The following is a 15,437-nucleotide window of genomic DNA, read 5'->3' as shown; positions in this document are numbered from 1 at the left end:
TGGTTTTATCGCGCAGGTGATCGTATGAATTTGCCCGTGCAGTCATCGCAGACGTTCCCTCTGACCGCCGCGCAGAAAGCCATCTGGCTGGACCAGATCAGTCAAGGTGAATCGCCGCTGTACAACATCGGCTCCTACTTGGAGCTCAACGGCCCGCTCAACGCCGAGCGGATGCAACGAGCCGCCGAAGTGCTGGTGGCCAAGCACGATGCCCTGCGTCTCACGCTGCTGGACGCCACCGATGCCGATGGCGTGCCGCTGCAATTCATTGCTCCAACAGTGTCGGTGGCGGTGCCGCTGTTCGACTTGTCTGAACAGGCCGATCCTGTCAACGCAGCGTTGGCGTTGATGGACGAGCACATGGCTCGGGCGTTTTCGCTGACCCAGGCACCACTGTTTCGCTTTTTCCTGATCAAGTTGGGGGAGGCGCACTACTACTTCGCCAGCCAGGCTCACCACATCATTCTTGACGGTTGGGCTTTCGGTGAAATGCTGCAATCGCTGGGCGACATATACAGCGACCTGACCGAGGCGCGGCAGCCTGACATGGAGGCCAGCTCCTATGTCGATTTCATCCATGACGACGTGCGCTACCGCGAGTCGGCACGTTATGAAAAGGACCGCGAATACTGGCAGCACAAGTACCAGACCCTGCCTGAACCGTTATTTGCCGCGCGTCACCAGGATCAATATGCCAAGGGCAAGGCGCCTGGCCGGCATTACATTCGTCCGTTCCCAGTGGTGTTGCACGATCGTATGGGCGAGCTGGCGAAAGTCTGCCAGGCCTCGACCTTCCACGTTTTGCTGGCGGCCATGTATGTCTACTTCACCCGCGTGACCCAGCGTGATGAGTGGGTAGTGGGCCTGCCATTACTCAACCGCTCGGCCAAGTTCAAAACCACTCTGGGCATGTTTACCCAGGTCAGTGCCGTGCGCTTCAGTCTCGGCCGCGAGTTGACCTTTAGCGCCTTGGTCGGCGCCGTACGCGATGCACTCAAGCAGGATTATCGCCACCAGCGCTTCCCGCTGAGCGGCATGAACCTGCGCGCCGAAAGCGGCCCACTGTTCGACCTGACCCTGTCCTACGAACAGGACGATCACCTGTACCAGTTCGCCGAGCAGCGCGGGCACCTGGTCAAAGTCACCAACAACCACGAGCAGATGCCCCTGGCGTTTCACCTGCGGGCGAGCAATCACAAGGATAAGGCGTGGGCGCACTACGTCTATAACGAGGCGTATTTCAACGCCGATGAAATCGAGGCCTTAGCCGAACGCTTTACCTATGTGCTGGAGCAGGCCCTGGAGAATGCCGATCTGGCCGTGGCTGAGTTTTCGTTGACCACCGAGACCGACCGCGCGCTGTTGCAACAGTGGAATGCCGACGTCTGCACGTACCCCGGCCAAGACACTATTCATGGACTGTTTGAGACCCAGGCGGCATCCCGTCCCAATGCGACGGCGCTGATTTTCGACGGCCAACGCCTGAGCTACGACGACTTGAACCGCCGCGCCAACCAGGTCGCGCACCGCCTGTTGAGCCTGGGTGTGCGCCCGGATGATCGGGTGGCGATCTGCGTCGAGCGCGGCCTGGACATGATGGTCGGTCTGTTGGGCATCCTCAAAGCGGGTGCCGGTTATGTGCCGATCGACCCGGCGTACCCGCAGGAGCGCATCAGCTACACCTTGCAGGACAGTGCGCCGGTGGCGGTGCTGGTGCAGCAGGCGACTCATGCCTTGGTCGCCGAGCTGTCGGTGCCGGTTATCGAGTTGGATGCCGACGATTGCCAGGCCGAATCACCCCAAAATCCGCATGTGCCGGGCCTGACCTCGGCCAACCTGGCGTATGTGATCTACACCTCCGGCTCAACCGGCTTGCCCAAGGGCGTGATGATTGAGCATCACAACGTGGCGCGCTTGTTCACCGCCACCGAGGGTTGGTTCAATTTTAACGATCAAGATGTGTGGGCACTGTTCCACTCGTTTGCCTTCGACTTCTCCGTGTGGGAAATCTGGGGCGCGCTGATGCATGGCGGGCAGTTGCTGGTGGTGCCGCAGCTCACCAGCCGTTCGCCGGACGAATGTTATGCCCTGCTGTGCAGTGCCGGGGTGACGATCCTCAACCAGACGCCGAGTGCCTTCCGTTCGTTGATCGCGGCCCAGGGCCAGAGTGCCTTGAAGCACTCCCTGCGCCAGGTGATCTTCGGCGGTGAAGCCCTGGAGCCGGGGATTCTCAAACCGTGGTATGCGCGTACGACCAACGCCGGTACGCAACTGGTGAACATGTACGGCATCACCGAAACCACCGTGCATGTGACCTATCGCGCCCTGACCGCAGCGGATGCCTGCCGGGTAGGCACCAGCCCGATTGGCGGGCGTATCCCGGATCTGCGCCTGTACATCCTCGACGCCCAAGGGCAACCCGTCCCGCATGGGGTGGAAGGTGAGTTGTATGTGGGAGGGGCGGGGGTTGCTCGTGGTTACCTGAACCGGCCTGAATTGAATGCCGAGCGCTTCCTCGATGATCCCTTCGACACGACTCCGGGCGCTCGCATGTACCGCACTGGCGATCTCGGTCGCTGGCTGGCGGACGGCAGTATTGACTACCTGGGTCGTAATGACGATCAGGTGAAAATCCGTGGTTTCCGCATCGAGCTGGGTGAGATCGAAGCGCGTCTGGCTGCCTGTGACGGCGTGCGCGAAGCTGTGGTGATTGCCCGCGAAGATGAATCGGGCGATAAGCGCCTGATAGCCTACGTCATTGCCAGCGACGGCGCGGAACCGTCGGCCGCCGAGCTGCGTACGCAACTGATGGTGTCGCTGGCCGAGTACATGGTGCCCAGCGCCTTTGTGATGTTGTCGAGTTTGCCCCTGACCACCAACGGCAAGCTCGACCGCAAGGCCCTGCCGACGCCGGATACCGAAGCCTTTGCGCGGCGCGAGTACGCGGCGCCGCAGGGTGAACTGGAAACTACCCTGGCGCGTCTTTGGAGCGAATTGTTGGGTGTCGAGCGGGTAGGGCGCCACGACCAGTTCTTCGAGCTGGGCGGTCACTCGTTATTGGCGGTCAAGCTGATTGAGCGCATGCGCCAGGTTGGCCTGAGCGCGGATGTGAGCGTGCTATTCGGTCAACCGACCTTGGTCGCGTTGGCCGCCGCAGCCGGCAGCCGACACCACGTGCAGGTGCCTGCCAATGTGATCCCGGCCGATTGCACGCGGATCACTCCGGCCATGCTGCCCCTGACGCGGTTGCCTCAGGAGCAGATCGACCGCGTTGTCGCCGGCATCCCCGGCGGTGTCGCCAACGTACAGGACATCTACGCGCTGGTGCCGTTGCAGGAAGGCATCCTGTTCCACCACCAGACCAGCACCGATGGCGATCCCTACCTGCTGCAGGTGGTGTTACGCATGCACAGTCGCGAGCAGGTGCAGGGCTTTGTCGACGCCTTGCAACAGGTCATCAGCCGCCACGACATCCTGCGCACCTCAGTGGCCTGGCAAGGTCTCGACGAGCCGGTGCAAGTGGTCTGGCGTGAGGCGCGCCTGCCGGTGCAGGAAGTGCAATTTGAACCGGCGCTCGGGGAGGTTGCCACGCAGTTGTCCGAGCGCTTCGACCCGCGCCACACGCGTATGGACCTGACACGCGCACCGATGATGGCCCTGCATTTTGCTGAAGACCGTCCGGGCGCCGGCTGGGTCGCGGTCCTGCAGTTCCATCACCTGATTGATGACGCTACCTCGCTGGCGTTGCTGGGCCAGGAAATCGAGGCGCTGGCGCAAGGCCGCGGCGATCAACTGGCGCCGTCGGTGCCGTATCGTAATTACGTGGCGCAGACCCGCCTGGGCATTAACCAGGCTGCCCATGAGGCATTTTTCCGCGAGATGCTCGGCGACGTCGACGAGCCGAGTTTGCCGTTCGGCCTGCAGGATGTGCAGGGTGATGGTCGGGATGTTGCGCAAGCCAGCTTGCCGGTGGCGCCGCTGCTTGGTCAGCGCCTGCGTGCCCAGGCCCGACGTCTGGGGGTGAGCAATGCCAGCCTGCATCACTTGGCCTGGGGCCAGGTGGTCGGGCATCTGGCCGCGCGCCGCGACGTGGTGTTCGGCACCGTGTTGATGGGCCGCCTGAGCAGTGGCGAGGACGCCGACCGCGCCTTCGGCATGTTCATCAACACCTTGCCGTTGCGCGTAGAAGCGGGTGATCAAGGCGTCGAACGCGCGCTGAAAACCACCCACGCGCGTCTGGCCGCCTTGCTCGGCCATGAACATGCGCCGCTGTCCCTGGCGCAACGTTGCAGTGGTGTGGCGGCGCCGACACCGTTGTTCAGCGCGTTGCTCAACTACCGGCATGCCGCGGTCGGCGCACAGTCGGCGGAAGATGCCGGCAAGGCCCTGATGTGGGCCGGTGTGGAAATGGCCGGTGGCGAAGAACGCACCAACTTCCCGCTGATGTTGTCGGTGGACGACCTCGGTGACTCCTTCGGTCTGAGTGTGCAGGCCGTGGCCGGCGTCGAACCGAAGCGCATCTGCGGCTACATGCACCGTGTGCTGGAAGCCATCGCTGACGCCCTGGAGCACCAGCCGGATCAAGCATTGCACAGCCTCGCGATCCTGCCGGACGCCGAACGTCAGGTGCTGCTGGCCGACTTCAACGCCTTCGATATTGAATACCCGGTCACCGCGACCGTGCACACGCTGTTCGAAGCACAGGCGCAGCGCCAGCCTGACGCAATCGCCGTGACCTACGACGGTCAGTCCCTGAGCTACGGTGACTTGAACGTGCTGGCCAACCGGATTGCCCACCGCCTGATCGCCGACGGCATCGGGGCCAACGACCGCGTGGCGATTTGCGCCGAACGCAGCCTGGAAATGGTCGCGGGCCTGTTGGCGATTCTCAAGGCCGGCGCGGGTTACGTACCGTTGGACCCGGCCTACCCGGATGAGCGCCTGGCCTACATGCTGCAAGACAGTGCGCCCAAGGCCTTGCTGACCCAGCAGCGCCTGGCGCAGCGTTTCAGCCTGTCCAGCGTGCCGACCTTGCTGCTGGATGCCGCCGACGGTATCGATGCGCAGCCCGCGCACAACCCGCAAGTTCCGGGCCTGGATGCCGATGCCCTGGCCTACGTGATCTACACCTCCGGTTCCACCGGGCAGCCCAAGGGCGTCGCCATGCCCCACGGGCCACTGGTCAACCTGATGCAGTGGCAGATTGCACAAACCCTGACCGATGGCCGTCCGGCCCAACGTACCTTGCAGTTCGCTGCACTGGGCTTTGACGTGGCCTTTCAGGAAGTCTTCAGCACCTTGTGTGCCGGTGGTGAACTGTCATTGATTCCGGGCGACTTGCGGCTGAATTTTCGCGAATTGTTCCGGCATATCTGCGAGCAAGGCGTCCAGCGTCTGTTCCTGCCGTGCATCGCCCTGCAAGCGCTGGCCGAAGCCGTGGCCGAGACGCCTGAACTCGGGCGTTTGCCTTGTGCGCTGAGCGATGTGATCACAGCCGGTGAGCAACTGCGTATCAGCGAACCGATGCGTGAGTTGTTCCTGCGCCTGCCCGGCTGCCGCCTGCACAACCACTACGGGCCTACCGAGTCCCACGTCACCACGGCCCTGACCCTGGACGGTGATGCCACGTTGTGGCCGGTGTTGCCATCGATTGGCGTGCCCGTGGCTAATACGCGTATCTACCTGCTCAACGAACACCTGCAGCCGGTGCCGCTGGGTGTCGCCGGTGAGATCTACATCGGTGGTGCCTGCGTGGCCCGTGGCTATTTGCACCGCGATGACCTGACCGCCGAGCGCTTCCTGGCCGACCCGTTTGTCTCCCAGGGCCGTCTGTACAAAACCGGTGACTTGGGCCGCTACCAACGCGACGGCGAAATCGATTATCTGGGCCGCAACGACGGCCAGATCAAGATTCGCGGTTTCCGTGTGGAACTGGGCGAAATCGAAGCGCGCCTGGCCCAGCATCCCGGCATCCGCGATGCAGCGGTGCTGGTGCGCGAAGACAGCCCCGGCGACAAGCGCCTGGTGGCCTATTTCACTGCCCACGCCGAGGCGGTGCCGGCGGGTATCGACGCGCTGCGCGAGCATCTGCAAGCGCTGCTGCCCGACTACATGATTCCGGCGGCCTATGTGCAACTGGACGCGCTGCCGCTGTCGCCCAACGGAAAACTCGACCGCCGTGCCTTGCCGGTGCCGGATGTTGAGGCGTTTGCCAGCCGTGAATATGAAGCACCGCACAACGCCATCGAGACCACCCTGGCCGAACTGTGGAGCCAGGTGCTGGGCGTGGCCCGCGTGGGCCGCCAGGACAACTTCTTTGAGCTGGGTGGTCACTCGCTGTTGGCAGTCAAACTCATCGAGCGTATGCGCCAACTGGGCCTTAGCGCCGACGTGCGCGTGCTGTTCGGCCAGCCGACATTGGCGGCCCTTGCGGCGGCCGTGGGCGGCGGCAGCGAAATCCAGGTACCGGCCAATGGAATCCCGGCTGACTGCGCACACATCCGCGCCGACATGCTGAGTTTGATCAACCTCGACCAGGACACCCTGGACCGCATCGTCGCTCGGGTGCCCGGTGGTGCGCGCAATGTGCAGGACATCTACCCGTTGGCGCCGTTGCAGCAGGGCATCCTGTATCACCACATCACCAGCGAACAAGGAGATCCCTACCTGTTGCAGGCCACCTTCAGCCTGGAAAACCGCGAGCAACTCGACACCTTTGCCCAGGCCCTGCAGGCGGTGATTGACCGCCATGACATCACGCGCACCGCGATCCTCTGGGACGACCTCGAACAGCCGGTGCAAGTGGTGCTGCGCCGCGCCGAACTGCCCCTCGAAGAACTGTATTTCGACCCGGCCCAGGGCAGTGTGCTGGAACAATTGCACGCGCGCTTCGACCCGCGCCAGGTGCGTCTGGTGTTGAGCCAGGCACCGCTGCTGCACCTGGCCTATGTGCACGATGAAGCCAACCAGCGCTGGTTGGCGATGTTGCTGTTCCACCACATCGCCATGGACCACACCGCGCTGGATGTGATCAGCGAGGAGGTCCTTGCCTACCGCAGCGGCGGCTTCGCGCAATTGGACGCAGCGATGCCGTACCGCAATTACGTGGCGCAGGCGCTGTTGGGCGTCAGCCAGGCCGACCACGAACAGTTTTTCCGCGAGATGCTCAACGACATCGACGAGCCGACCCTGCCGTTCGGTCTGCAGGAAGTGCAGGGTGACGGGCTGTCGGCTGAGGAGGCCAAGATCCAACTGGATGCGCCGCTGTGCCGGCGCTTGCGTGCGCAGGCGCGCCACTTGGGCATCAGCGCCGCCAGCCTGCATCACCTGGCCTGGGCCAGAGTGCTGGCCAGCGTCAGTGGGCGTGATGACGTGGTGTTCGGCACCGTGTTGCTGGGTCGCATGCAGAGTGGTGACGGCGCCGACCGGGCGCTGGGCATGTTCATCAATACGTTGCCGCTGCGCGTCAGCGTCGGTGAGCAAGGCGTGCGTGCCGCTGCGCGCGCCGTGCACGCCCGGCTCTCCGCGTTGTTAGGTCACGAGCATGCACCGCTGGTGGTGGCGCAGCGTTGCAGCGCCGTGCCGGCTGCGTCGCCGCTGTTCAGTTCAATCCTCAACTACCGGCACAGCCCGTTGCTGGAAAGCGAAGGGCCGCAGTACTGGTCCGGTGCGCAAGTGCTGGAGGTGCGCGAACGCACCAACTACCCGTGCATGCTGTCGGTGGACGACCAGGGCGAAGGTTTCTTGCTCGGAGTGCAGACCACCGGTGTGAATGCCCAGCGCGTAGCGGCCTACATGCAGACCGCCTTGCAGCAGTTGGTGGAGGCGCTGGAGACGGCGCCGCACACTGCCGTGCAGCAACTCTCGGTGATACCGCTAGCCGAGCGTGAAACCCTGCTGGTGCGCTTCAACGACACCGTCAAGGATCACGCGCTGCAACAGACGATTCACGGCCTGTTCGAAGCCCAGGTGCAGCGCACGCCGGACGCCATTGCGCTGCTGGCGGACGGTCAGCGCCTGAGCTACCGCGAGCTGAACCAACGCGCCAATCGCCTCGCCCATCATCTGCGCGAACAGGGTGTAGTGCTGGAGTCCCGGGTTGGCATCTGCGTTGAACGGAGCGCCGAGATGGTCATCGGTTTGCTGGCGATCCTCAAGGCCGGCGGCGGTTACGTACCACTGGACCCGGCTTACCCGCTGGACCGCCTGGCCTACATGCTTGAAGACAGCGCGCCGTCCGTGGTCCTGGTGCAAAGCGCCACTCGCGCCTTGCTGGGTGACGTCGCTGTGCCGGTGGTCGACCTGGAGCTCGTCACCTGGCAACACCAGTCGGCAAGCAACCCGCTGATTGCCGAATTGACCCCGCAGCACCAGGCCTACGTGATCTACACCTCCGGCTCCACCGGCAAGCCCAAGGGTGTGATCAACGAACACAGCCCGGTGGTCAACCGCTTGTTGTGCATGCAGGACACCTATCGCCTGGACAGCTCGGATGCGCTCTTGCAGAAAACCCCGTTCAGCTTCGATGTGTCGGTGTGGGAATTCTTCTGGCCGCTGTTCACCGGTGCGCGTCTGGTTATGGCCCGCCCTGGTGGGCACAAAGACCCTGCATACCTGTGTGAGGTGATTCAGGCCGAACACATCACCACGGTGCATTTCGTGCCGTCGATGCTTGACGTGTTCCTGGCCCATGGTGATGTCAGCCAGGCAGCCGGGTTGGCGCGGGTAATGTGCAGCGGTGAAGCCTTGCCAGGCAGCCTGGTGCGACGCTTCAAGGCGCAATTGCCGGGCAGCGCCTTGTTCAACCACTACGGCCCCACCGAAGCCGCAGTGGAAGTGACGGCGTGGGATTGCAATGGCGCCGTTACCCCGGACAACACGCCGATCGGCAAGCCGATTGGCAACGTGCGCATGTACGTGCTCGACGCGCACTTGCAGCCGGTACCACTGGGAGTCAGCGGTGAACTGTTCATCGGCGGCGTGCAGGTTGCCCGTGGCTACCTGAACCGTCCTGAGCTGAACGCCGAACGCTTCCTCAAGGACCCTTACAGCACCGGGCGGATCTACCGCACCGGTGACGTCGCACGCTATTTGCCCGACGGCAACATCGAGTACCTGGGCCGCAACGATGACCAGGTGAAAATCCGTGGCGTGCGTATCGAGTTGGGGGAAATCCAGGCGCGCCTGGGCGAATTCCCGCACATCCAGGAAGCCACGGTGTTGGCCCGCGAAGACGTGCCGGGCGACAAACGCCTGGTGGCCTATTACACCGGCGTACCGGCCGCCACCGAGGCCCTGCGCGCCCACCTGTTGGAGCAATTGCCGGAGTTCATGCTGCCGCAGGTGTTCGTGCACCTCGACGCGCTGCCGCTGAGCCCCAACGGCAAGCTCGACCGCAAGGCCCTGCCGGCGCCGGACGTGGGAGCGCTGCGCACCCATGCATACGAAGCCCCTCAAGGCGAAATTGAAACCGCCATGGCCCGGCTCTGGACGGAGTTGTTGAACGTCGAACGCGTCGGTCGCCACGACAACTTCCTTGAGCTGGGCGGGCATTCGTTATTGGCGGTCAGCCTGATCGGGCGCTTACGCCAGGAAGGTATCGAGGCCAACGTCAAGGCGCTGTTCGAGCACTCCACGCTGTGGGAATACGCCGCAATTACGGAAAGAATGGAGATGGTCCTGTGAGTGTTATCGAACTGTTGGCAACACTGAAAGAAAAGGACGTGCAGCTGTCCGTCAAGGGCGATCAACTCGTGTTGCAGGGCAATAAACTGGCCTTAAGCGAGCCAGGGGTGCTGGCTTCGCTGCGCGAGCATAAGGCCGCGCTGATCGCCTTGATCAATGCCGGCGATTACTCGGCGCAGCGGACCGGGCAGGTCGACGTACCGACCAATGCCATCGCCCCCGACTGCCCCCTGATCACCCCGGCGATGTTGCCACTGGTGAACCTGAACCAGACGGCCATCGACCGTATCGTCGCCATGGTGCCCGGCGGTACTGCGAATGTGCAGGACATCTACCCGTTGGCGGCGCTTCAGGAAGGGATTTTCTACCACCACGTGACGGCGCGCCAAGGTGACCTTTACCTGATGCGCTCACAGTTCGCGATCACCACGCGGCCACGTCTTGAGGCATTTGCCCAGGCCTTGCAGCAGGTAATCAATCGTCACGATATTCTGCGCACCAGCATTGCCTGGGAAGGTCTGGATGAACCGGTGCAAGTGGTCTGGCGCCAGTCACAACTGGTGATCAACGAGGTGGCACTCGACCCGGCCGAAGGGCCGATCACTGAGCAGTTGTACCGACGCTTCGACACCCGCGCCATGCACATGCACCTGGACCAGGCGCCGTTGCTGCGAGTGGTTTTCGCCGAAGACCCGGCCAACCAGCGTTGGGTGGCGATGTTGCTGTTTCATCACATTGCCATTGACCATGTGGCCATGCAGGTGGTGTATCAGGAGATCCACGCCTGCTTGTACGGCGGTGTCGAGCCACTCGGCGCGGCGGTGCCGTACCGCAACTATGTGGCCCAGGCGCGTCTGGGCACGACGGTGCAGGAACACGAAGGATTCTTCCGCGACATGCTCGGCGATCTGGATGAGCCGACGCTGCCTTTCGGTCATCAGGATGTGCAGGGCGACGAGCAGGTGCACGAGTTGGTCCACGTACTGGGCGCCGACTTGAGTCGGCGCCTGCGTGCCCAGGCCCGGCAGCAGGTGGTCAGTGTCGCCAGCCTGCATCACTTGGCCTGGGCCCAGGTACTGGGGCGAATTTCTGGGCGTGACGACGTGGTGTTCGGCACTGTGCTGATGGGGCGCATGGGGGGGGGAGAGGGCAGTGAGCGCGGGCTCGGGCTGTTTATCAATACGTTGCCGCTGCGTCTGGATGTAGGCGCGCTGGACGTACAGGCTGCAGCCAAGGCCGCCCATGTGCGCTTGACGCGCCTGTTGGGGCACGAACACGCGCCGCTGGCGCTGGCCCAGCGTTGCAGCGGCGTGGCCGCGCCTACGCCGTTGTTCAGTGCTTTGATCAACTATCGCCAGAGCCAGGCGCCGGCGTCGAGCGCGCCGCAATGGGACGGTATCGAGTTGCTCGGCGGTGAAGGGCGTAGCAACTATCCCCTGGTGCTGTCGGTGGATGACGTCGGTGAGGACTTCAACCTGACGTTGCAAGGCGTGGCCAGCATGCCGTTGCCGCGCATCCTCGGCTATATGCTCACCGCGCTGCACAGCCTGGTCGATGCGCTGGAGCAGGGTCACGCCACGCCGATGCAGGCCTTGCCGATCGTGCCCGCCGAGGAGCGGGACAGCCAGTTGGCCGGTTTTAATAACACGGCCAGAGATTACCCGCGTGGGCAGACCATTCACGCCTTGTTCGAGGCCCGCGCGCTGGCGCTGCCCCAGGCGGTGGCCGTGCGCCAGGGCGAGCAGCAATTGAGCTATCAACAGCTCAACGAGCAGGCCAACCAACTGGCTCGCCACTTGATCGAATGGGGGGTTGGCCCCGACGATCGCATCGCTATCTGCGCTCGACGCAGCGTCGAAACTCTGGTGGGGCTGCTGGCGATCCTCAAGGCTGGCGCGGCTTACGTGCCGGTGGACCCGGCGCACCCCCAGGAGCGTATTGCCTACCTGTTGCAAGACAGTGCCCCCGTGGCGGTGCTGGTCCAGACGGCGACCGCCGCCCTGGTCACCGGGCTGTCTGTCCCGGTCATTGATCTGAATTCCAATGCCTGGCACGCCGCGCCGGCCGACAATCCGAAGGTGGCCGGCCTGACTCCGGCGCACCTGGCCTATGTGATCTATACCTCCGGCTCCACTGGCCAGCCCAAAGGGGTCATGGTCGAACACCAGACCCTGGAAAACCTGGTGAACTGGCATTGCGATGCGTTCGAGCTGCACGCCGGCAGCCATACCTCCAGTGTCGCCGGTTTCGGTTTCGACGCCATGGCTTGGGAGGTCTGGCCGGCCTTGTGCGCAGGCGCGACTCTGCACCTGCCGCCCGCGCAGCAAGCCCATGAAGACATTGATGCGCTGCTGCAGTGGTGGGTAGTCCAGCCGTTGGATGTCAGCTTCCTGCCGACGCCCGTGGCAGAGTACGCCTTCAGCCAGCACCTGGAACACCCGACCCTGAAGACCCTGCTGATTGGCGGCGACCGTTTGCGCCAGTTCAATACGCCCCGGCGTTTCAACCTGGTCAACAACTACGGCCCGACTGAAGCCACGGTCGTCGCCACCTCCGGCTTGATCGAGGCCGGCAAGACCCTGCACATCGGCAAACCGGTGGCCAACGCGCAGGTGTACGTGCTGGATGCGCAACAGCAACTGCTGCCTCAAGGGGTGGCCGGTGAGCTGTATGTGGCCGGTGCCGGGGTGGCGCGGGGTTACCTGAACCGCGAGCAAATGACTGCCGAACGTTTCCTCAAGGACCCGTTCAGTTGCGACCCGCAGGCGCGCATGTACCGCACAGGTGACCTGGTGCGCTGGCGCGAGGACGGCACCCTGGAGTACCTGGGGCGTAACGATGACCAGGTGAAAATCCGTGGCGTGCGCATCGAACTGGGCGAAATCGAAAGCCGCCTGGGCGAGCAGGCGCAGATTCGCGAAGCGGTGGTACTGGCCCGTGACGGTCGGCTGGTGGCGTACTTCACCGAACACTTCACTCAACCGCAGCCGGTGGACATCGAGGCCCTGCGCAGCGCATTGCAGGCGCAGTTGCCGGAGTACATGGTGCCGGCCGCTTACGTGCGCCTGGACAACCTGCCGCTGACCGCCAACGGTAAACTCGACCGCCAGGCCCTGCCGGAGCCGGGACTTGAGTCGATGCTCAGCCGTGGTTATGCCGCGCCCCAGGGTGAGTTGGAAACCACTCTCGCGCAGATCTGGGCGGACGTGCTCAAGGTCGAGCAAGTGGGGCGCCATGACCACTTCTTCGAGCTGGGCGGGCATTCATTGCTGGCCGTCAACCTAGTGGAACGCATGCGCCAGGCGGGCTTGCAGGCGGATGTGCGCGTGTTGTTCAGCCAGCCAACCCTGGCGGCCCTGGCGGCAGCAGTGGGCAGTGGCCACGAAGTGCAGGTGCCGGCCAATCTGCTGGTGCCGGGCCTCACGCACATCACCCCGGACCTGCTGCCGCTGGCGCGGATCAGCCAGGCCAACATCGACCTGATCACTGCTGCTGTGCCCGGTGGTGCAGCCAATGTGCAAGACATCTACCCGCTGGCGCCGTTGCAGGAAGGCATTCTCTACCTGCACTTGTCGGCCGCGCACCGTGATCCGTACGTGCTCAAGTCGCAATTTGCATTTGCTGACAGCGAGCGGTTGCAGGCGTTTTGCCAAGCCCTGCAACAGGTGGTCGAGCGCCATGACATCCTGCGCACCGCTGTGCTCTGGGAAGGGCTCGATCAGCCGATGCAGGTGGTGTTGCGCCACGCGCAGTTGCCGGTTGAACAGTTCATGCCGACTCCTGGCCCTATTCCGGTGGCCGAACAATTACGCGCCGATGTGCAGGTGCGTTATGCCCGTCTCAATCTGAACCAGGCGCCGCTGATGCGCGTGGTCTACGCCCATGATGCGGCGAGCGGGAAGATCGTCGCGTTCTTTTTGTTTCACCACTTGGTGCTTGATCACACCGCCGTGGAGGTGGTGCAGCATGAAATGCAGGCGTATCTGCTGGGGCACACCGACCGCCTGGGGGCGGCGGTGCCGTATCGCAATTACGTCGCCCAGGCGCGTCTCGGGGTCAGTGAACAGCAACATGAAGCATTCTTCCGCGAGATGTTGGCGGACATCGACGAGCCGACCCTGCCGTTTGGCCTCCAGACGATCGAGGATGACGGGGCGAGCGTCGACGAAGCCGACCTGACCCTGGACGCGGGCCTGAGCCGCCGCCTGCGTGCACGTGCCCGGCAACTGGGCGTCAGCCCGGCCAGCGTGTTTCACCTGGCCTGGGCACGGGTGTTAAGCGTTGTTGCCCATACCGACCGCGTGGTGTTCGGCACGGTGATGATGGGCCGCATGCAAGGTGGTGACGGCGCCGACCGTGCGCTGGGCATGTTTATCAACACCTTGCCCTTGCGTGTCGATATCGACGGCCAAGCGGTGCAGGCGGCGGTCAAGGCCACCCACGCCAGCTTAAGTGGCTTGCTTGGCCATGAGCATGCCTCGTTGGCGCTGGCGCAACGTTGCAGCAGCGTCGCGCATTCCACTCCGTTATTCAGTGCCTTGCTCAACTACCGGCACAGCGCGGTGCCATCAGCGGCCGAGCAAGCCGAGTACCAGTACGCATGGCGCGGTATTGATGTGATTGACGTGCATGAGCGCACCAACTACCCGCTGAGTGTCAGTGTCAACGACCTGGGCGAGCAGTTCAGCCTGAGCGCATTGGCGGTTGCCGCGATGGGTGCAGAGAAAATCTGTGTTTACTTCAATACGGTCATCGAGCAACTGGTCGATGCCCTGGAACATACGCCATCCGCACCACTTAACGGCGTGTCGATGCTGCCGCAGGCTGAGCGTCATCAAGTGCTGCAGGGGTTCAACCGTACTGCCAGGGATTACCCGCACACGCACACCTTGCATGTGCAGTTCGAAGCCCATGCGGCGGCAAATCCGCAGGCGTTGGCAGCGGTGCATGGCGAGCAGTCCTTGAGCTATGCGCAATTGAACCGGCGTGCCAACCAGTTGGCCCATCACTTGATCAGTCAGGGCGTGGCCCCCGGCGACCGCGTGGCGATCCTGCTGGAGCGTTCCCTGGACCTGCTGGTCAGCCAACTGGCAATCAGCAAGTGCGCGGCGGTGTATGTGCCGCTGGACGTCCATGCACCGCTGGACCGTCAAGGCTTCATGATTTCGGACAGCGGCGCGCAGCTGTTGCTGAGCGTGACCTCGATTGAGGTGCCGGAAGGCGCGCGTCGTCTGGACCTGGACACCCTGGACCTGAGTGTTGAGCCTGAGCATAACCCGGCGCTTGAGCAATTGGCCGAGACGGCGGCGTACATCATGTACACCTCCGGCTCTACCGGCACGCCGAAGGGCGTGCTGGTGCCGCACCGGGCGATCACGCGGTTGGTGATCAACAACGGCTATGCCGATTTCAATCAGCACGATCGTGTGGCGTTTGCCTCCAACCCGGCGTTCGACGCTAGCACTCTCGATGTGTGGGCACCGTTGCTCAATGGCGGCGCGGTGGTGGTGGTCGACCAGGACACGCTGCTGTCCCAGACCGATTTCGCCGCGCTGTTGCAGGAGCAAGCGGTCAGCGTGTTGTGGATGACTGCCGGGTTGTTCCATCAGTACGCCGAGGGGCTGTTGGCGGTCTTCCCGCAGTTGCGTTACCTGATCGTCGGCGGCGATGTACTCGACCCGAGCGTGATTGCCCGGGTGCTCAAGGACGGCGCGCCGCAACACTTGCTCAACGGCTATGGTCCGACCGAAGCC

2 protein-coding genes are annotated in these 15,437 nt (G+C 63.6%); both read left to right on the top strand.

What is annotated here, in order from left to right:
- The first annotated feature begins 24 nt into the window (after positions 1 to 24).
- Entirely contained in the window at positions 25 to 9,684 is a 9,660-nt protein-coding gene (locus tag BFL40_RS27015) for a non-ribosomal peptide synthetase (RefSeq protein ID WP_071486798.1), read from the top strand.
- The coding region (locus BFL40_RS27010) for a non-ribosomal peptide synthetase (protein WP_305728532.1) at positions 9,681 to 15,437 on the top strand (5,757 nt) is incomplete at its 3' end. The genes BFL40_RS27015 and BFL40_RS27010, both read left to right, overlap by 4 nt.

This window comes from Pseudomonas costantinii, from assembly GCF_001870435.1.
Classification (GTDB): Bacteria; Pseudomonadota; Gammaproteobacteria; order Pseudomonadales; family Pseudomonadaceae; genus Aquipseudomonas; species Aquipseudomonas costantinii.
Note: the sequence above shows the minus strand (reverse complement) of the source record. Positions and strands in the feature narration are given on the sequence as shown.

Excerpts from the sequence above, each read along its gene's own strand:
- BFL40_RS27015 (WP_071486798.1), top strand. The coding sequence starts at position 25 with ATGAATTTGCCCGTGCAGTCATCGCAGACGTTCCCTCTGACCGCCGCG.